Here is a 19,050-nt window from a genome sequence, read left to right on the forward strand (position 1 = left end):
TGTAGGTTGGCTATTTTTTTACGAAATTCGTCGATCATCTCAGGTTAACCAGAGCTCATTTCATTTTCGCCGCAACACTCAGCCAGCAAGCACAGTGTGCGAAACAAAAAGAGGAGTGTTGACCATGCCCAAACCATACCCCAGAGTTTTTTCCCACATAGGACTATCAGTTCCTGACCTGGAAGCTGCTGTGACTTTCTACACAGATGTAATGGGGTGGTACCGCATTATGGAGCCCACCCAGATCCTAGAGGATGACACCGCTATCGGGCAGATGTGTTGCGATGTTTTTGGCAAAGGGTGGGAGTACTTTCGCATTGCGCATCTTTCGACGGGAGATCGCGTTGGTGTCGAGCTGTTTGAATTCAAAAATCAGAAAAACCCGGAAAATAACTTCGAGTACTGGAAAACAGGAATTTTCCATTACTGCGTTCAAGACCCGGACGTGGAAGGCCTTGCAGATAAAATTGTTGCAGCTGGAGGTAAAAAGCGCATGAAGCAACCGCGTTACTACTACCCCGGAGAAAAACCCTACCGCATGATTTACATGGAAGACCCGTTTGGAAATATCATAGAAATCTATAGCCATAGCTATGAACTTCACTATTCCTTGGGGGCATACAAATAAACCTCAGCCTCAAAGAGATATTCATAGGCTTGTTAACCATAGGACTTTAAAGTCAAAGGCTGTAAGCTATTTACTTGCATTGGATATAAGGAATTAAAGGAAAATAAATGGCGGAGAGACAGGGATTCGAACCCTGGAGACGGTTCCCCGCCTACACACTTTCCAGGCGTGCGCCTTCGACCACTCGGCCACCTCTCCGCTCAACATCACTGTACAGCAACGTTGTGTGAGGGGCGGTATATAAAAGACTTTTGCTCAGCACAAGGCATAAAATAAAAATATTTCAGCTAATCCCCAGACTCCGGTTTTATAAAATGCATCAATTCAGGAATAGAAAAGGTTTGGTTCTTATTCTCCACTCTTCACAAAAGGTGCAACACTCACCATTATGGTGTTCTATGCAGGTTACTAATTTGAATCGGTCCTCAGTAGGGGCAACCGAAACCGTATGGGGACTGTAGCCATGTTCAGCTTTTTCTTACGCGGTCTAGGACTGTGGATGGTCGCCGCGGCGCTTGTGTCGTTTATAATTGATTGTACCAAGAGTATTGCTGCTTCCGCTTGGACGACAACGCCTTTGGGGCAGATTTGGTTTGAAATATCACCAAGTAGCCTGAATGGACTGCAAGCTGGAATCCAACGAAATCTATCACCCTTTTTGTGGGATCCGGTGGCGCAGACAATCTTGCTGATGCCCCCTTGGACAATACTCGGGCCTCTCGGACTCTTGTGTTTATGGTTTGGAGATCGCAAGCGCAGGGTACAATCTACTTTGATATAATCTATATCCAGCATTTCTTCCCGTTTGGCCTCCTCTGGCCTATATTCATATAAAGAGGAGATAACCATGTCATTTATGAAAATGCTGAGCGACAAAATGACCATACAAAATAAAGACAGAGCCTTAACCGGCCGCTCCGATCCCATCACAACTCCTGGAAACCATTTTGTAACCGGTGCCCCGTTAAGCCCGCCATATCCAAAGGGCTATTTGCTCCTAGATGTTGGGCTGGGCTGCTTCTGGGGCGCAGAGCGCTTGTTTTGGGAAACCCCTGGAGTTTATGTCACCGGCGTAGGTTACGCGGGCGGCTCCACCCCTAACCCGACCTATCAAGAAGTTTGCACCGGACAAACGGGACACACTGAAGTTGTTCGCATCGTTTATGATCCCCAAACGATATCCTTGGAGGCTTTACTTCGCGTTTTTTGGGAAAATCATGACCCGACCCAAGGTATGCGACAGGGCAATGATGTGGGCACCCAATACCGCTCAGCCCTATACGCTCATAACCAAGAAGATCTGGAACTTTTCAGGAAAAGTGCGCAGGCCTATAAAGACGCTTTGAGCGCATCCAAAAACCACGGCCAAGCATCGCCGATTACAACAGAAATAAAAATGGCTTCAAATTTCTACTGGGCGGAGGACTACCATCAACAGTATTTGGCCAAAAATCCAGATGGTTACTGCGGTATAAAAGGGACAGGTGTCAGCTGCCCGATCTCTTTTTCATAGTCTTAAGCATGCCCCTAAATTGCCTCTCAAGAACTTAAAATCATCGCAAATGTTTTTGAGGGGCGACACATCTAAGATGGGTTTTGTATCCTACATCGCTCAAATTATGCAGTTTGAGCGCTGACCATTTTCATAGAAAAACGCCAGATTACAACTGTTTCTGGTCAAAGCGGCTTGCAACCTCAAACGACAACCCAATAAAATCTACAGGGCAATTGCCAATCGATCCCGCTATGTATAAGCGTGCATCCCATCAGACAAGCTTGATATCTGCCCCCTCACCCACTTTTGAGCAAACGCGGCCGGAATTTACCGGTCTTAAATGGTGCAACAGATTCTTGCATTGTACTATTTTTTATAACAAGTCACAGGTATTAAGTAATTACACCTATCTTAAGAAATGGCGGAAAACAGCCAAAATTGATAAACACTCCAATTTCGTTATCCAAAAAATGTTTGATAAATTTGTATTCATGAAAGTTTGAGGTGTTGTGTGAAACCTATTTTCCTTTTACGTTAATGCAGAAGTTCTCAGCAATTGAAGCCAGAAAACACAATGCAAATTGACCAAATCGCCAATCAACTGTCTGCTATTAGTACAGCGCTTGAAGATGCCAGTATCGAAGCCTATGGAGATCTTTCTCCCAGTGCTGTTGCTGCATTGCTCGCAATGAGGCGTGCTCCGTCAATTTCTATTGGTGCAATCGCGCTCGAAGTCAAACTGTCCCACTCTGCAACAGTCCGCCTTGTTGACCGTCTGGAAAAAGACTGGCTCGTTCGCCGCCAAAGACGGCGTGGACGGGAAGTGATGGTTGAATTAACAGCTCGGGGAAAGCGGAAAGCTGCAGAACTCGCAGAAGCTCGGCAAAAAGCAGCCTGCCAGCTCTTTGGCAGCATTGCTGAAACCGATTTAGAAAATCTTCATAAGCTCTTCAGCACTATTCTATCTGGTCTCAATAAACCTGCTTGTGCCCGTTTTTGTCTGGACAACCCAATTGTCGCGCAAAAAGAGCCAGAACCTGCCTAGCTAGAAGATATATAACTCGTGCTCTTGCGGGCCAGACTACGATCACAGCTTCTGCTCATATCTCCTCACCTAGTGCTTCAGCGATATTTGCTGGTGAAGACATATAGGCAGCCTAGTGATATTCCGATTCAGCTTTGGTAAGAACAGCAAAACAATCGCCTGAGAGATTATGTTGCATGGCCGAACCTCTAAGCGGCACTGTTCTTCTTGTTGACAGAATTGGAAATACAGCTGCCCGCCTCTATCAAGAACCATCACAAATCCTCACCTGTCGATCTCTTGAGGAAGTCCCTGCCTATTTGGCGCGCCTAGAGGCTTTACGCAAGCAAGGCGCTCATCTTGCTGGCTACTTTTCCTATGAATTTGGAATGGCGTTTGAAGAGAAACTCCGCTCAACCTACAAGCTGTTAAACTCGCAGGACCTCGCCTGGTTCGGTGTCTATGAGGCACCCAAACTCCTTTCGCGACAACAGCAGGACCAGTGGTTGGAGAGTTTCGGCTCAACCGGCACCCCCTCACATGTCGAAATTGAGGGATTCGATCTGAGCGAAGAGGAGTACGCGCAAGCTTTCTCCAAAACGCAATCTCATTTGAAGCAAGGTGATGTCTACCAGATTAACCTGACAATGCGCACTGGCGCACACCTCAGCGGTAATCCAGTCAACCTCTTCAACCACTTGCTGTTTCAGCAACCCGTTAGCTATGCTGCCTATATTAAAACAGAGCGCCAAACCGTTCTTTCCATCTCCCCAGAGTTGTTTCTGGAAAGGCGAGGCCAAAAGCTAACAACACGGCCCATGAAAGGAACCGCACCACGAGGGCGGACCCCTACTGAAGATATGGCTGCGAAACAGTGGCTGCGCAAGGATCAGAAGTCCCGCGCGGAAAACACCATGATTTTGGATTTGATGCGAAATGATCTGTCGCGCATTACGAAAGCTGGATCCGTTCAGGTGGAACAACTGTGTCATGTGGAGACATACAGAAGCATTTTACAAATGACCTCCACCACCAGTGGACTTCTAAGTGAAGGGGCGGAGCTGCCTCAAATTATGGAGCAGCTCTTCCCGTGCGGGTCTATAACCGGTGCGCCAAAACTTCGGGCAATGGAGATCATCAAGGAATTGGAGGCTTCTGAAAGAGGCATCTATACCGGCTCGATTGGTTACATCGATCCGTCCGGAGACTTTACCTTTAATGTGGCTATTCGTACGCTTGTAATTAATGGAGACGGGGCTGGTGTAATAGGGGCTGGATCTGGCGTCGTCTACGATTCCGGGTCCGCGCCCGAATATGAAGAGTGCAAGCTTAAGCTTGGTTTTTTTCAGCAAAAAGAAGGCCCCTTTACTCTTTTTGAAACACTGGCTTGGACCAAAGAGTACGGGTACCTCTTGGAACAACGTCACTTGAAACGCTTGAGAGACAGCGCCGAGTACTTTGGGTTTCCTTTTGATATGAACGAGGCCTTTAAAAGGCTTAATACAGAATTAGAAGCGTTCTCAAGCCCTATGCGCGTTCGAATAGATTTGGACCATCTGGGCAAGCTCTCTGTTTCATGCTCGCCGCTTCCTTCCCGTTTCGAAGCAGAACCGGTCAAGGTGATTTTGGCAAGCGAACGGGTAAACTCGAGTGACCGTTTCTTATTTCACAAAACCTCTCGCCGCTCGTTCTATGATAAACTCCGCCTGCGCTACCAAAAGCAAACAGAGTGCTTTGAGGTTCTCTTTCAAAATGAGCGAAGTTTCCTAACAGAAGGGAGTTTCACCAATCTTTTCATTGAGAGAGATGGAGTACTCCTGACGCCTCGATTAACCCATGGCCTTCTAGCTGGAACATTTCGTGCTGCCCTTCTCGAAAAAGCTCTTGCTTTTGAAGCTGACCTGACGCTTCAAGACCTACTAGAGGCAGATCGCCTGTTTATTGGTAACAGCGTTCGTGGACTGATGAGTGCGCAGTTGACGCTGATGGATGAGACTAAGGAGCGGGGTAACAGTTTAACACCTATGCCTGCTCCCATTTATTAAGTGTCAGCAGTGGCCAGAGTGCTTGCAGGCGTTTTCCCTTTTCCTCATAGGTCGCCTTATTCTGAAGAGCGTAATTGGGCACCAAGACCATACGGAAAATATTTTGCAGGCCAAAAGGTGCATGTACGACAACTTCACCATGCTCATTCAATTTGACCGCAACTGAATGTGTGGTTGATGCATAATACAATAAAGATTGAGTGGCATGAGAGAGCTTAGGGTAACTTTGCCCAAACCTTTGTGGATACCATAAATGTACACGGGCCTGATTTTTCACTTCCACTGGAATAGATAATCGGGAGGTCTCTTGTTCAAAATGCTTAACGACCAAATCTTCCGCCGCATAGGACGCATCACGATCATCAAAGTAAATCAGGTCAATATCCTTAACACCATAGTTCTGCGGCTTGCCACAAAGAGCATTCCATAGGTTCTGATAGATTCCCCCTGAAACAAGCCATGCATCTGGCAAGGTCATTGAGCGCGCAAGCTTGAGAACCTCCCAAAGATCCTCGTTGGCTAGAACAACAGCTTTTACAAAGGCCTCAAGCTCTCTATCCCGCGCACCAAGATAGCAGCGGGAACCATAGGGTGGTATACGATAGATCTCTCTTGCTTTGACCTGAGTATTTTCTAGAATCATGATTCGCTAAGCCACTTGTTTTGATGTCTCCTGCATTATGGCTTTTGTTCTTGCTTTGTTCAATTCATTCATCCCACCTTCCCCTAGTTCTCAGGGGCATATCTATTTGAAAGTTGTCCAATGAATATTTCCTTTGAATGGGGCCTTAGTGGCTTCGACTATTATCAAGACAGGTCCGATCTTCTTATCATCGTGGACACTCTTTGCTTTTCGACTTCAGTGACCGTTGCTTTAAGTCGCGGAGCTCTGGTCCTTCCGTTTGCTTTGAACCAAAGAGACCGAGCCGAGCAAGAAGCAAAAACCCGCGGAGCCATTCTCGCCAGAAAACGAAGTGAGAGAACATACAGCCTCTCTCCCCATAGTCTGCTTGAGTTACCAGAAGGTGCCAAACTGGTTCTCCCCTCCCCCAACGGGTCCCATATAGCGGCTAGAGCAAATGAAACTTCAACAATCTTGCTGGGGTGTTTGCGAAACGCCAGAGCCGTTAGTAACTACGTGCGCGAGCACTATCAGGGAAAGGCCGTAACGCTCATCGCAGCAGGAGAACGCTGGCCAGATGGATCCCTCCGCCCAGCCCTAGAGGATTTGCTTGGGTGTGGGGCCATTCTTTCAAGGCTGGAAGGAGACTTTTCCTCAGAAGCAACACTTGCCAGCCACGCTTTCAGAAGCGCACGGATAAATCTTTCAACACTTATCTCAACATCTATCAGCGGCCGCGAGTTGATTGAACATGATTTCCAAGAGGATGTACGCATCAGCTTGGAACTTAACGAATCCGAACACATCCCAATACTCAAAGAAGGGTGGTTTAAAACTGCTGTACCTACTGCGTAATTCACCCGACCCCTCATTAATTCAAAAAATTAGACGAACGAGCTAAATATAATACTTGAAGCGCAGTGGTTTTCGGGTTCTAAGGTGGCTCCGAAAGTATTTTCGGATTCTTATTGGAGGCACCTATGGTGACCGCTAACAAATTGACACTTCGCCGACCGGATGACTGGCACCTTCATCTTCGGGACGGCGCAATGCTCAATTCAGTTCTCCCCTATTCCAGCCATGACTTCGCCCGCGCAATTATAATGCCGAACCTCGTTCCGCCCGTGGTTCGCGCAAGTGACGCTGCCGCCTACAAAGAACGGATCCTCTCAGCAGTACCCGAAGGCCATGACTTCTCTCCTTTGATGACGTTGTACCTTACGGAGACAACCGAAGCTGATGACGTCGAGCAAGCTGCAAAATCTGGTTTGATAAGCGCTGTAAAGCTTTATCCGGCAGGTGCGACAACCAATTCAGATAATGGTGTGCGGGACTTTGACAAAGTTTCAGGTGTTCTGGAGCGAATGGCAGAGATCGGTCTTCCCCTGCTTGTCCACGGAGAAGTCACTGACTTCGATGTAGATATTTTTGATCGAGAGGCAGTATTCATAGAACGTATTCTTGAACCGCTGCGCACACGCCTTCCAGATTTGAAAATTGTGATGGAGCATATCACAACGAAAGAAGGGGCTGACTACGTAAAGAGCGGAAACGAGAAGCTCGGAGCGACAATTACAACGCATCACCTGATTATCAACCGGAACGACATTCTGGTGGGCGGTATTAAGCCAGATTACTACTGCCTGCCGGTTGCCAAGCGTGAAGAGCACCGCCAAGCGCTTGTCAGCCTTGCAACTTCCGGCCATTCCCGCGTGTTCCTTGGAACAGATTCCGCCCCCCATACGCAGACTAACAAATACTCCTGTTGTGGATGTGCTGGGATCTTTACCAGTATCAATAGTATTTCCTGTCTGGCCCATGTTTTTGAAAACAAAAATGCACTCGACAAACTGGAAGCTTTCACTTCCCTTAACGGCGCTGCATTTTATGGCTTAGCCCCAAACACGAAAATGCTAACTCTAATTAAAGAGACAGCCCCGATAACACTTTCCAAACAAATCTGGACTGAAGACGGTCCTGTCACAGTCTTTGACCCCGGATTTGATCTTTTCTGGCGAGTCGAACCCTAAGACACATTCCGCAATCTCCAAAAAACCGAAGGAACCCCAAAATGTTCTCAAATTCTTTTCCTGAAAAAGAAGTAATGGCGGAACTGACAGCAAAGATGTTGATGGAAATTAATGCCATCCACTTTCGGCCGGAAGAACCGTTCAAGCTGACGTCCGGCCTTGCCAGCCCTGTCTATATCGACTGCCGCAAGCTCATTTCTTACCCGCGCATTCGTAACGCCCTTATGGACTTCGCCACAGCTACAATTCTTGAAGACATTGGCTTTGAGCAAGTGGATGCTGTTGCTGGAGGGGAAACCGCCGGCATTCCGTTTGCTGCTTGGATTGCAGATAAAATGCACGCCCCCATGCAGTATGTGCGTAAGAAGCCAAAAGGGTTTGGCCGTGACGCTCAAATCGAGGGGCATCTGGAAGAAGGGAGCCGCGTCCTTTTGGTGGAAGACCTCACGACGGATGGAGGCTCCAAAGTAAAGTTCTGTGAAGCCCTTCGTACCGCAGGCGCGGAAGTAACTGACACCTTTGTTGTCTTTTACTACGACATTTTCCCGGAAACCAAAGACAAGCTGAAGGAACACGGCTTGAACCTGCACTACTTGTGCACTTGGCGCGATGTGCTTAAAGTTTGCAGAAAGAACAACTACTTTGATGAGAAGACCTTGGGAGAGGTTGAGAGTTTCCTCAACAACCCTCTCGAGTGGTCAAGCAAAAACGGTGGCATTTCAACCACCTCTATCTAATCATCGTAGTTGAACACATTCATTTAAAAGAAAGGCGCGAACATTCTTCTTCGCGCCTTTTTTCTAACCTGAAGGATGTGAGCCTGAGTACTATGCTTTATTCCGTATATTTTCTTCCGAAAATCGTCGTTCACTTTTAGGAGGTCACTTAAAGACCTGTAAACAGCCCGATGATTACGGCGTTGGTGAGGTCAATAAAGAACCCGCAAACCAGTGGAACAATTAAAAAGGCTTTATGAGAGGCTCCGTATTTCTGGGCGACCGACGTCATATTAAGAACAGCAGTCGCGGTGGAGCCCAGCGCAATCCCCCCAAATCCTGCGGACACAACCGTGGCATCATAATCTTTGCCCATAAATCGAAATACAATGAACAGGGCATAAAGTACTGCCAGCAGGATTTGGAGTGACATAACAAGGGCCACAAATCCAATGGACTGCCACACAGACAACAGGTCCATGCTCATGAGTGCCATACTCAAAAAGCCGCCCAGACTTATATCCGAAATCAAGGCAATACCTTTATTGCGCTTTCTGCGGTCAACTTTGGGAGCGATCAGCAAACCAACATTATTAATAATGATGCCAGCCACCAGAACGGGAACAAACAAAGGAATAACAACACCAGAGGACGTCAGCGCCTGATGGAGGAACCAACCCAGTGTAACTGCAATATTGATTAGGAAAATGGCCCTCAAAACATTGTAGTAATGAAAGTCCCCTTTCTGGTCCGCGTCATAGACCTCGCCGACCTCAAGGTTGGCGTCTCCCGTACCGCGAATTTTATGTTTGTAGATCAGCCGCTGCGCAATTGGCCCTCCGATAAGGCAGGCCGAGATCATGCCGACCGTGTTACACGCAATTCCTATTTCCGTTGCATTTTCAATACCTAACTGGCTTTCAAAGATTGGAGCCCATGCTACCGTTGTCCCCACCCCCCCAACAAGGGAAACCGAGCCTGCCACGACACCCAAGACCGGGTCCAGCCCATACGCAACTGCAGCTCCAATGCCCACTAGATTTTGCAGGAAGATAAACACAGTCGAAATGATGATTAGAATAACGAGTGGCACCCCACCAGTTGCCAAATCAGTAATCTTTGCCCTCAGTCCAATTGCCGCGAAAAAGTAGACAAGCAGAAAGTCCCTTGGTTCACTCGCAAAAGTGATCTTAAAATTAAAAAATATTGTCAGCAAAGCAATGATGATTGCACACAACAGCCCCCCGGCCAAGGGATCCGGAATACTGAATTTCCTAAGAAAAACTGACTTTTGGCTAAGATAGCGTCCTACAAATAAAACCATAATAGCAAGGTTGAAAGTAATGAAATCATTTGCAGCATATTCCATTACCACTCTCCCTCGTTTTCACCACTTGAGACACAAGTTATGATGAAAATTTGCATCTTACAGCCACAATATACTATCGGTTACTTCAACGCCCGTTAATATACATAAAATAATCAAAGTAAAAATCATCGGATCACCCCTTATACTATTAGGTAAATTTTAAGAACACTTGCCATTTTTGTGCAAATCGCTTCTAAAATTACGTAGGGTAATTTATAATAGAGCCTCAAAAACCGGCCTATGGTCCAACTCTATTCTGGAGTGCTTCTCTTCACTTGATTTTGAGGCTGGAAAATAACAACGCTGCGACAAGCAGCGGACAGATGAAAAGGGTAAGAACCTTGAAACGCCTTATTCTTCTATCAATCTTCACTGCATTTCTCACGGTTGGCGTTTTCCAGCATACCGCTTCAGCCGAGCAAACCGCCTATGCCAATGTGACAGTAAATATCCGTGAAGGTGCGGGAACAAAGTACCCCATTCTTGGTCAAGTACCCGCAGGGGGACGTGTTTCCGTCTATGAGTGCCTACAATCTTCCAGCTGGTGTGAAATCCAGTATTACAACACTCGCGGCTGGGTTACCGGATCAACTCTGTCTTTTAGTGGCGGATCCGGCTCAAACAACTACTACTATGGAGATGACGGACTCTACCCTTGGGGACTTGGGTTATGGTGGGGAGACTACGGCAACTATTACCCCTATCATTACTACCACCCCTATCACCCTTACCACCCCATTTACAGCCGTTGTGGTAGGGGCAGTCCTTATTTCCCGCCACCCTATTGGTGTCATGATCGCCGCCATCCGTGGAATGACTATAGGCACCCATATGATCGTGCGCGGGCACGCAATTGGTACAATCACCATAGTCACGACCACAACCACCCTCTGCATCCCCATCACCCCTTCTATCATAACGGACACCGTAATTGGGAGGGACGTCCCCCCCATATGGAAGGTTTCCGTCCTGAAGGCTTTGGCGGAGGGCACTTCGGCGGCTTTGGCGGCGGCGGCCACTTCGGCGGTGGAGGCTTTGGCGGCGGCGGAGGGCACTTCGGTGGCGGTGGTCACTTTGGTGGCGGGGGACATGGAGGAGGACGCCGTTAATTCTCCACCTCTCACTCCTATCTGATTACTCTAGGGCTTCTGCTTTTTGCAGGGGCCCTTCCCTTTTTAGGCCTATTTGCAATTCCACTCATATTCCAATATAGCCCGACCAGTGGTCTTCAAGCACAAACACGAAAAGCAATCCGGATTTAAGCATGGCTGATATAAACGACGAAGTACTGGCTGAGGCCTATAACCGTGCACTATCCTTGGAAAAGCAAGGAAAGCTTGAAGAAGCGGCACAAGCTTACGCTCAAGTACTAGAGCTTGACCCGGAAGACCACGGCGGTGCAGCTATTCGCCTTGCCAGCATGGGACTTGGCTCAACTCCCGCAAAGGCACCGGACGCTTATGTGAGCACTTTGTTCGACCAGCATGCGGAAGTCTTTGATAGTATATTGGTGGAGCAACTAGGGTACGCAGTACCCATGATGGTTCGGGACAAATTATCCAAGCATTACCAAAAGCCTTTCAAAAAACTTCTGGACCTTGGATGCGGCACGGGGCTTTCAGCCGAAGCACTCGATGGCATGGCCGCTCACAAGACCGGTGTAGATATTTCCGAGGGCATGGTGGAAGTTGCCTATGACAAGGAAGTCTACGAAGACCTTTATGTGAGTGAAGCAGTCGCCTTTCTCCAGCAAAAGGAAGAGACCCGTTGGGACCTTATTGTAGCGACGGACGTTATCCCTTACATGGGCGACCTTGCCGAGTTTTTTACCGGTGTGAGTGACAATTTGGAAAAAGATGGTGTCTTTGCATTTTCCAGTGAAACTCTTTCTAGCGGCACCTCTGAAACGGAAGCGTTTAAGGTCGGAGATTTCCAGCGCTTTGCCCACTCTGAAGACTACATTAAACGCGAACTCAAACAGAACAGTTTCGAACTTTTAGAGATGGAACCAATTATAGTTCGCTACGAACAGGGTAACCCTGTACCAGGCCATTTAGTTCTTTGCGTAAATTCATAAAGACCAACAACCTCTGGTGGCTCCAAAGCTTAAGCTTTCTTTCGCTTGTATGCATTGAGCGCCGCCAGTGCTAAAGCTTGGGGGACAGGTTTTCCATAGAAATAGCCCTGTCCAATATCACACCCCAAATCCCTCAGAGCCTCGACAGTTCGAGCATCTTCTATCCCCTCAGCCAAAGTTGCTATTCTCAAATTCCTCCCCAGCTCGAAAATCGTATTCAAAATAGACTGAGAATCCTGACTATCGAACATTGACTTTATAAAGCTGCGATCGATTTTGATCCGGTCAAACGGAAAACTTCGAAGAGAGCTGAGAGATGAATACCCTGTTCCAAAATCATCCAACGCGATTTTAATGCCCATTTTCTTGAGGGCATGCAGACGCATTTTGGTTTCATAGCCTTCATCCAGAACAACACTTTCTGTTATCTCCAACTCCAGACGCGAGGCCGGAAACCCAGTTTCCTTGAGGACCTGGTGCATAATCAGAAGGAAATTATCACTTTCCAGTTGCTTGGGGGAAACATTGACTGCCAGCTGAACGTGATTGGGCCAGCGGATGGCATAAAGGCAGGACTCTCTTAATACCCATTCACCAAGGTAGGACATCATGCCTGTTTCTTCGGCGATGGGAATAAATTCGGAAGGGGGCACAAACCCTCTCAAAGGATGACGCCAGCGCATCAAAGCCTCAAACCCCACAATTTCATTCGTTGAAAAGGAAACTTGCGGCTGAAAGTAAACTTCAAATTCCTCAAAAGTAACCGCGTTTTGCAAATCCAGAATCAGGGCATGTCTGTACTCGACCTTTTCCCTGAGATCCTCTTTGAAGAAACGGAATGTATCACGCCCCATTCCCTTGGCTTCATAAAGAGCAAGGTCTACATCACGCATAATTTTGTCCGGTTCGAGCCCTCCCCCTTCACATGCAACAAGGCCGATACTTGTACTCAAACGCAGCTCATTTCCCTGTATCTTAAAAGGGGTGGATATGGCGTCTATAATCTTTACCGCAAGGCCTTCCAGTGTTCTGACACTGACAGGTGGCTCGATTAAAATCGCGAACTCATCCCCCCCCAAACGTGCAACCGTTTCATTGCCCGTTACAAGTCCTTGTAATAACTTTGCAACTCTCTTGAGAACATCGTCACCTACGCCATGACCAAGTGTGTCATTGATTGTTTTAAACTCATCAAGGTCCAGAATAAGAACGCCAAAACTTTTCTCATACTGCTCAGAAAAATGTACACGCTCAATCAATGCCTTTTGATAGGAGTAGCGGTTCAAAAGGCCTGTCATAGCATCATGCGTTGCAAGATACTCCATTCGCTCCGCGGCCCTGCTACGCTCCGATACATCCTCAAATATGGTAACCCACCCCCCATCTCCCAACGGCTCTCGAGTTGCAAACACAACAATGCCACCTTTTAAGTCAAAAGATTGCATTGTCCGGCGAGTGGATGACCAAAACTCCTCCTGATCCCACTGTTCACAGTCACTGGTACTGCTGGCTTTCTCCTTTATTCCCTTGAGAACAGCCGCCCATTGCATCCCCGGCCGCACAACACCTTCTTGCAGGTTAAACAGTTTTGAAAGCGCATCATTTGCAACAATTACATTTCTGTTCTGGTCGACCATAACCAGACCATGAGACATATTATTAATTGCAGCATCAAAATAGAGATTTTGTCGGGAAAGCTCCTGTTCGCGCTTTTCTAGTTGCGACGTTTTCTCACCGACTTTCTGTCTCAAGGACGCACGTTCTTGAGACCTTTTTTGCAGAACTTGCACGGAGCGTGCAATATCTCCAACCTCATCTCCCCGTCGAATACCTGTCACTTGCCGGCTATAGTTGCCACCCGCTATTTCTGAGACAGTTTCGGTCAACCGTTGCAAGGGACCTGCCACATGGCGAGCGAGCAAGAGTGACCCTAACAGTATGACACTTGAGGCAAATCCCCCCAAAATGAGCAATTGATTGAGTGTATCTCTTTTTGATGTTTCAGCCACCTGCTCCAGACGGTTTTGCACTTCAAGCAAGATACTATCCGGTCGGGACGTACAAACCCGCAGAAAGTCCGGACCAGCTCCACATAAGGCGAAGACACCGTTGCTGTGGAAGAGCTGGCCATTATTCAAGATAGGGCTGGAGGCATTTATCTGGGCTTTGAAATTTGTCTCCATAACTTCAGAGGAACTATCGAATATGGCCACCCCAACTTTTTCCGAGTTTGAGAGCGTATAGAGGTTGGTATTCCCCGGTCGGAGCCACGATTGCCCAATCAACACGGCCCTTTTGGATCCTGAACTTCCGACCATGGGAGTTGCCGAAATAACGGAAAGACCGGAACTGCGAGAGGGAGGCAAAATTCCTCTGGCCTGCGAGGCTGGTAGGAAAATGGTCTTCACTGGCGGTGCTTTTGAAACTTTGGCTGCCAATAAACTTTTCAAGTCCTCCTGAGTAAAAGGCGACTGATCAAAAGCAGACTGGGCAACTTGAGCACTGACAGAAAAAGATGAGTACCCGAGAACTTTGCCGTTCTCATTGACAATAACTAGATTATCCAACCCTGCGAAGCTGGCTGCAGTTCTCAGCAGCCTTTTTATATTGGTTGGATTACTTTGCCACAGCGCTGCTTGGATATCACCTCGGGCGGCGATCTCCAGAACACGGTCAGAGTAATTCTCTATCGCAGTGCGAATATGGGAGTTCACATGACGGATATCCCGCTCCAAAAACGAAGTAAATTGTTCTTTGGAGATTATCTCAATCTGACGCGTTTGCTTTTCCAGATTTGCATCCAATTGATATACGACGATGACCATGGTCAATACGAATGCGAGTGTCATAGACAAAACGCTAATGAGAGCCAGCTTAAACGACAAAGAGCTGAAAGGTCTTATCACGGTCCTGCCCATGCTCACTCACACCTGATGATAAAAGCAACCAGATAGGCAGACCATATAAATTTGGCCTTTTTATCAGTTGCTGTTTGGTCAGACCACTTTAGAAAGTTTCCCTCTTTTTTCCTTTATGCTGGCTCGGTTAAGTCTAAAAGCTTCAAAAATATCCTATTAATTTTCAGTAGGAAGCGGACCTAAAGCTTTTAAAATTTCGTCCATTAAATAAACAAAAAATACATTGTGCAACGCAGCATCATTACCCAACCAACAACAAGTACTATTAAAATTAAACTTTCAAAGTTTGAAATAAAAAACGAAAAACAAAAGTAGCTGCATCCTTTAGTATTATTGCCTTAATCAACATCTACAATATACTTGAGACTCTACGTAATCTTATAGCCATTTCTGGGGAGACGTGGGAAGCAGATTACCATTTATAAAAAACAGTAATACTATGGGGAGGAAGCATGGTAAAACTAGAAAGAACTTTAGGTAGAAGAAAATTCTTAAAAGCAACCGCAGCAACCGGCGTGGTTCTGGCTGCACCCACTATTCTCACCCGTCACGCTTGGGCAGACACCAACTTCCAAAATGACCCTTCAAAATCAGGTGAGGTTGTCTTCGGTTTTAATGTGCCGCAGACCGGCCCCTACGCAGATGAAGGGGCTGATGAACTGCGCGCTTTTCAGTTGGCAGTCAAACATTTGAATGGTGAGGGTGATGGGGGAATGCTCACCACATTCTCTTCCAAGGTCCTAAAAGGAAATGGCGTTCTTGGTAACAAAGTCAACTTCGTGACCGGCGATACGCAAACCAAATCTGATGCGGCTCGCGCCTCTGCCAAACGTATGATTGAAAAAGACGGCGTCATCATGTGGTCTGGAGGGTCTTCTTCAGGTGTTGCCATTGCCCAACAGTCTCTTGCTCAAGAGATGGGGGTTGTGTTCATGTGCGGCCTGACCCATTCCAACGACACTACTGGGAAAGATCGCCGCCGCTATGGCTTCCGCCATTTCTTTAACGCGTATATGTCCGGTGCGGCCCTTGGTCCCGTTCTGCAAAAGGCAATGGGCGGCGAGCGAAGAGCTTACCACCTCACAGCAGATTATACATGGGGGTGGACACAGGAAGAATCCATTGCCAACACCACGGAGGGTTTGGGCTGGGAAACAGTCAATAAGGTTCGTACGCCTCTGGGCGCCGGAGACTTCTCCCAATACATCGCTCCAGTCCTCAATTCCGGCGCTGATGTTCTGATCTTGAACCACTACGGTAAAGACATGATCAACTCGCTGACGCAAGCCGTTCAGTTTGGCCTTCGTGACAAACAGGTCAACGGTAAGAACTTCGAGATCATTGTACCGTTGTACTCACGCTTGATGGCCCAAGGAGCGGGCGAGAACGTAAAAGGTATATACGGCACAACAAACTGGAACTGGTCGTTGCAAGATGAAGGCTCGAAAGCCTTTGTCAGGTCCTTTGGACAGGAATACGGATTTCCGCCATCACAGGCAGCTCACACCTGCTATGTTCAAACCCTGCTTTATGCAGATGCTTGCGAACGCGCTGGAACGTTCTACCCTCCTGAGGTCATTCGGGCATTGGAAGACTTTGAGTTTGATGGAATGGGTAATGGCCAAACGCTTTATCGCGGCGCCGACCACCAATGCTTTAAAGACGTATTGGTCGTGAAAGGTAACGAAAATGCGACCTCCCAGTTTGACTTACTGGAGGTCGTGGAAGTTACACCAGCATCACAAGTAACCTATGATCCGTCTATCTTTGGCGGCGAACTAGGTCCCTACGACGCTTAACTCCTTTCCAGAACATCGAATACCAAACCTCGCGCCAGCTGGCGCGGGGAGCGGGATAAGTGTGCCGAACGCATAACTCATCTGTGGTGCGCGTGTCGGAATTGCTAACTTTTGTGAGACGGGTTCAATATGGACGCCATCGTACTTCAAATCCTGAACGGTCTGGATAAGGGCGGAGCCTATGCTCTCATTGCTCTTGGTTTGACCCTCATCTTCGGAACACTGGGCGTTGTAAACTTCGCCCACGGGGCTATCTTCATGCTTGGCGCCTTTTGTGCCGTTGCATTTAATCAGTTTCTTAGTCTAGAAAAAGTGACCATTGACCCCACCCAAACCACTGCTTGGGGAACCCCGTTAGAGATCAGGGAGCCCTATGTAGAGGCCTACCTTGGCGAGTTTGGGGTGCAGCTGGTCAACTATTCAGTCCCGGTCTCCATTCTTCTTGCCATTCCCGTAATGCTTGTGATTGGCTTTTCCCTGGAACGGGGTTTAATCCGTTTCTTTTACAAGCGCCCCCACGCGGACCAAATTCTGGTCACCTTCGGGTTGGCAATTGTTTTGCAGGAGATTATCAAGGCTTCCTTTGGTGCCAATCCTATTCCTCAATCTGCCCCGGATGCGGTGCGCGGTGCGATTGACCTCGGGACCATGCTGGGATTTGACGCCGGTTCGGTTGTCTACCCCCGGTGGCGTATTGTCTACTTCCTCTTTTCGCTCGGTATTATTGGCGCAGTCTTTTCGTTCCTTAAGTTTACCACCTACGGCATGGTCATTCGGGCTGGTATGGCCGATCGGGAAACCGTTGGTTTCCTAGGTATCAATATTGAGCGCCGGTTCACCTTCGTTTTTGCCATTGCAACTATTGTGGCTGGACTGGCGGGTGTCATGTACACACCAATCCTTCCACCCGACTATCATATGGGAATGGACTTTCTGGTCCTTTCTTTTGTTGTTGTAGTGGTGGGCGGTATGGGTTCACTTCCCGGCGCTGTTACTGCAGGTTTTTTGCTTGGAGTACTGCAAAGCTTTGCCAGTATGAACGAAATCAAAACCATACTCCCAGGCATTGACCAGATCATCATCTACCTTGTTGCCGTTACTATTCTTCTTGTCAGGCCCCGAGGCCTTATGGGTCGCAAGGGTGTGATGGAGGAATAAGCTATGCAAACCATTTCCAACTCAAAAACCAACGATTTCATAGTTTTCATCGGATTCTGCATTGCTGTAGCCAGTATGCCTTTGTGGCTTGCACCCTTGGGCGCAGGGTACCCTGACCTTCTGCAAAAATTTGCAATATTCGGGTTGTTCGCAATGGGGTTCAATATTTTGTTCGGCCTCACTGGGTACTTGTCTTTTGGTCACGCCGTGTTCTTGGGTGTCGGCTCTTATGCTGCCGTCTGGAGCTTTAAGCTTCTTGGCATGAATCCTCTGCCAGCACTTCTATTCTCCATCGTATTTTCCAGCTTGTTTGCCTTAGCAATTGGTTTCGTATCCCTTCGCCGCTCTGGAATTTACTTCTCGATCCTCACGTTGGCTTTCGCCCAGATGTGCTACAACCTCGCCTATTCAGTCCTAACCCCGATCACCAATGGTGAAACCGGATTGCGTGTGCTTAAAAGTGATCCACGTCTGTTCGACCAACATGGCGACAACACAGGGCCTCTCATTTCCAATTTATTCGGGATTGAACTGACAGGGTATGCAGGCTTCTACTTCTGCGCAGCTTTGCTAGTTATTGGCTTTTATATTTCCCAACGTTTATTCCGCTCCCCCTTCGGCTTGCTCTTAAAAGCGGTTAAATCCAATCAAAACCGGATGCTGTATACGGGCCTGAACTCTCGCCCTTATACACTTGCCGCCTTCATCATCTCCGGCATCTACGCAGGTGTTGCAGGTTACCTGCTCGCCGTGACCGACCCCCTTGCCGGTGCGGAGCGCATGCAATGGACCGCCTCCGGCGAAGTGGTATTGATGACAATTTTAGGTGGAGCTGGAACATTGATCGGTCCAATCCTTGGGGCGGGTCTCATCAAGTACTTTGAAAATATCTTTTCCGCCTACAACGACCAAACCCTACACTCCATTTTTGCGTTCCTGCCCGACTCTTTAGAGGGGACGATGGTCAGCCTTGCAAGCCTCTTTGTAGGAGAAGGATGGCACCTGACACTAGGTTTGATGTTCCTCATTATCGTTGTCTATTTACCCGGCGGCATCATGGAAGGCATTAATCGTATGGCAGGCCTTTTCAAACTCTCCTCTGCTTCCAAAAAACCTAATGATGAGGACACCCGCCCGCGTCAAACAAAAGCTGCGGAATAGGAGACTTC

The 19,050-nt window shown here is 47.8% G+C and carries 15 protein-coding genes and 1 tRNA gene; 12 read left to right on the forward strand and 4 right to left on the reverse strand.

The window, feature by feature from the left end; genetic code table 11:
- Positions 1 to 124 precede the first annotated feature (124 nt).
- Positions 125 to 628, forward strand: a complete 504-nt coding sequence (locus P6574_RS17400) for a lactoylglutathione lyase family protein (RefSeq protein ID WP_310621509.1) — start codon at positions 125 to 127, stop codon at positions 626 to 628.
- A gap of 108 nt (positions 629 to 736) precedes the next feature.
- Here the strand turns inward: P6574_RS17400 and P6574_RS17405 are convergent.
- A tRNA-Ser gene (locus tag P6574_RS17405) sits at positions 737 to 826 on the reverse strand.
- Between the two features lie 649 nt (positions 827 to 1,475).
- Here P6574_RS17405 and msrA point away from each other — a divergent pair.
- The 3 genes from msrA to pabB all read left to right on the forward strand — a co-directional run bounded on the left by msrA (position 1,476) and on the right by pabB (position 5,192).
- Entirely contained in the window at positions 1,476 to 2,141 is a 666-nt protein-coding gene (gene msrA / locus P6574_RS17410; RefSeq protein ID WP_310621510.1) for a peptide-methionine (S)-S-oxide reductase MsrA, read from the forward strand.
- Between the two features lie 556 nt (positions 2,142 to 2,697).
- A complete protein-coding gene (locus tag P6574_RS17415; protein ID WP_310621511.1) occupies positions 2,698 to 3,168 on the forward strand; it encodes a MarR family winged helix-turn-helix transcriptional regulator in 471 nt (156 codons plus the stop codon).
- A gap of 176 nt (positions 3,169 to 3,344) precedes the next feature.
- Positions 3,345 to 5,192 carry an aminodeoxychorismate synthase component I gene (gene pabB, locus P6574_RS17420; RefSeq protein ID WP_310621512.1) on the forward strand — a complete coding sequence of 616 codons (1,848 nt, stop codon included), beginning with the start codon at positions 3,345 to 3,347 and terminating at the stop codon, positions 5,190 to 5,192.
- Here pabB and P6574_RS17425 read toward each other — a convergent pair.
- Positions 5,170 to 5,835, reverse strand: coding sequence for a nucleotidyltransferase family protein (locus P6574_RS17425; RefSeq protein ID WP_310621513.1), 666 nt, complete (start codon positions 5,833 to 5,835; stop codon positions 5,170 to 5,172). The genes pabB and P6574_RS17425 overlap by 23 nt on opposite strands.
- Positions 5,836 to 5,955: 120 nt before the next feature.
- Here P6574_RS17425 and P6574_RS17430 point away from each other — a divergent pair, with 120 nt between their 5' ends.
- From P6574_RS17430 to P6574_RS17440, 3 genes are all read left to right on the forward strand, one after another.
- A complete protein-coding gene (locus P6574_RS17430; RefSeq protein WP_310621514.1) occupies positions 5,956 to 6,669 on the forward strand; it encodes a 2-phosphosulfolactate phosphatase in 714 nt (237 codons plus the stop codon).
- 194 nt (positions 6,670 to 6,863) lie between these two features.
- Complete coding sequence (pyrC, locus tag P6574_RS17435; protein WP_405048158.1) at positions 6,864 to 7,844, forward strand: dihydroorotase; 981 nt, start codon at positions 6,864 to 6,866, stop codon at positions 7,842 to 7,844.
- Between the two features lie 41 nt (positions 7,845 to 7,885).
- On the forward strand, positions 7,886 to 8,581 hold the full coding sequence (locus P6574_RS17440; protein WP_310621516.1) for an orotate phosphoribosyltransferase: 696 nt from the start codon (positions 7,886 to 7,888) through the stop codon (positions 8,579 to 8,581).
- 148 nt (positions 8,582 to 8,729) lie between these two features.
- Here the strand turns inward: P6574_RS17440 and gltS are convergent, their stop codons facing one another.
- Positions 8,730 to 9,929 carry a sodium/glutamate symporter gene (gltS, locus tag P6574_RS17445; RefSeq protein ID WP_310621517.1) on the reverse strand — a complete coding sequence of 400 codons (1,200 nt, stop codon included), beginning with the start codon at positions 9,927 to 9,929 and terminating at the stop codon, positions 8,730 to 8,732.
- A gap of 323 nt (positions 9,930 to 10,252) precedes the next feature.
- Here gltS and P6574_RS17450 point away from each other — a divergent pair, with 323 nt between their 5' ends.
- The gene (locus P6574_RS17450) at positions 10,253 to 11,038 is read left to right on the forward strand and encodes an SH3 domain-containing protein (protein WP_310621518.1); all 786 of its coding nucleotides are present in this window, start codon (positions 10,253 to 10,255) and stop codon (positions 11,036 to 11,038) included.
- 155 nt (positions 11,039 to 11,193) lie between these two features.
- The gene (locus tag P6574_RS17455) at positions 11,194 to 12,006 is read left to right on the forward strand and encodes a methyltransferase domain-containing protein (protein WP_310621519.1); all 813 of its coding nucleotides are present in this window, start codon (positions 11,194 to 11,196) and stop codon (positions 12,004 to 12,006) included.
- A gap of 29 nt (positions 12,007 to 12,035) precedes the next feature.
- On the opposite strand, the gene P6574_RS17460 is transcribed toward P6574_RS17455, so the two are convergent.
- The gene (locus tag P6574_RS17460) at positions 12,036 to 14,924 is read right to left on the reverse strand and encodes a bifunctional diguanylate cyclase/phosphodiesterase (RefSeq protein ID WP_310621520.1); all 2,889 of its coding nucleotides are present in this window, start codon (positions 14,922 to 14,924) and stop codon (positions 12,036 to 12,038) included.
- A 452-nt stretch (positions 14,925 to 15,376) separates the two neighbouring features.
- On the opposite strand from P6574_RS17460, the gene P6574_RS17465 reads away from it, so the two are divergent.
- The 3 genes from P6574_RS17465 to P6574_RS17475 all read left to right on the forward strand — a co-directional run bounded on the left by P6574_RS17465 (position 15,377) and on the right by P6574_RS17475 (position 19,042).
- Positions 15,377 to 16,723 carry a substrate-binding protein gene (locus P6574_RS17465; RefSeq protein ID WP_310621521.1) on the forward strand — a complete coding sequence of 449 codons (1,347 nt, stop codon included), beginning with the start codon at positions 15,377 to 15,379 and terminating at the stop codon, positions 16,721 to 16,723.
- A 129-nt stretch (positions 16,724 to 16,852) separates the two neighbouring features.
- On the forward strand, positions 16,853 to 17,881 hold the full coding sequence (locus P6574_RS17470) for a branched-chain amino acid ABC transporter permease (RefSeq protein WP_310621522.1): 1,029 nt from the start codon (positions 16,853 to 16,855) through the stop codon (positions 17,879 to 17,881).
- A gap of 3 nt (positions 17,882 to 17,884) precedes the next feature.
- Positions 17,885 to 19,042, forward strand: a complete 1,158-nt coding sequence (locus tag P6574_RS17475) for a branched-chain amino acid ABC transporter permease (protein WP_310621523.1) — start codon at positions 17,885 to 17,887, stop codon at positions 19,040 to 19,042.
- Positions 19,043 to 19,050 lie beyond the last annotated feature (8 nt).

The organism is Pseudovibrio sp. M1P-2-3, assembly GCF_031501865.1.
GTDB lineage: Bacteria > Pseudomonadota > Alphaproteobacteria > Rhizobiales > Stappiaceae > Pseudovibrio > Pseudovibrio corallicola.

What these genes read in the sequence shown, in the direction of transcription:
- P6574_RS17400 (WP_310621509.1), top strand. Translation starts at nt 125, where the DNA reads ATGCCCAAACCATACCCCAGAGTTTTTTCCCACATAGGACTATCAGTT.
- msrA (WP_310621510.1), top strand. Translation starts at nt 1,476, where the DNA reads ATGTCATTTATGAAAATGCTGAGCGACAAAATGACCATACAAAATAAA.
- P6574_RS17415 (WP_310621511.1), top strand. Translation starts at nt 2,698, where the DNA reads ATGCAAATTGACCAAATCGCCAATCAACTGTCTGCTATTAGTACAGCG.
- pabB (WP_310621512.1), top strand. Translation starts at nt 3,345, where the DNA reads ATGGCCGAACCTCTAAGCGGCACTGTTCTTCTTGTTGACAGAATTGGA.
- P6574_RS17425 (WP_310621513.1), bottom strand. Translation starts at nt 5,835, where the DNA reads ATGATTCTAGAAAATACTCAGGTCAAAGCAAGAGAGATCTATCGTATA.
- P6574_RS17430 (WP_310621514.1), top strand. Translation starts at nt 5,956, where the DNA reads ATGAATATTTCCTTTGAATGGGGCCTTAGTGGCTTCGACTATTATCAA.
- pyrC (WP_405048158.1), top strand. Translation starts at nt 6,864, where the DNA reads ATGCTCAATTCAGTTCTCCCCTATTCCAGCCATGACTTCGCCCGCGCA.
- P6574_RS17440 (WP_310621516.1), top strand. Translation starts at nt 7,886, where the DNA reads ATGTTCTCAAATTCTTTTCCTGAAAAAGAAGTAATGGCGGAACTGACA.
- gltS (WP_310621517.1), bottom strand. Translation starts at nt 9,929, where the DNA reads ATGGAATATGCTGCAAATGATTTCATTACTTTCAACCTTGCTATTATG.
- P6574_RS17450 (WP_310621518.1), top strand. Translation starts at nt 10,253, where the DNA reads ATGAAAAGGGTAAGAACCTTGAAACGCCTTATTCTTCTATCAATCTTC.
- P6574_RS17455 (WP_310621519.1), top strand. Translation starts at nt 11,194, where the DNA reads ATGGCTGATATAAACGACGAAGTACTGGCTGAGGCCTATAACCGTGCA.
- P6574_RS17460 (WP_310621520.1), bottom strand. Translation starts at nt 14,924, where the DNA reads ATGGGCAGGACCGTGATAAGACCTTTCAGCTCTTTGTCGTTTAAGCTG.
- P6574_RS17465 (WP_310621521.1), top strand. Translation starts at nt 15,377, where the DNA reads ATGGTAAAACTAGAAAGAACTTTAGGTAGAAGAAAATTCTTAAAAGCA.
- P6574_RS17470 (WP_310621522.1), top strand. Translation starts at nt 16,853, where the DNA reads ATGGACGCCATCGTACTTCAAATCCTGAACGGTCTGGATAAGGGCGGA.
- P6574_RS17475 (WP_310621523.1), top strand. Translation starts at nt 17,885, where the DNA reads ATGCAAACCATTTCCAACTCAAAAACCAACGATTTCATAGTTTTCATC.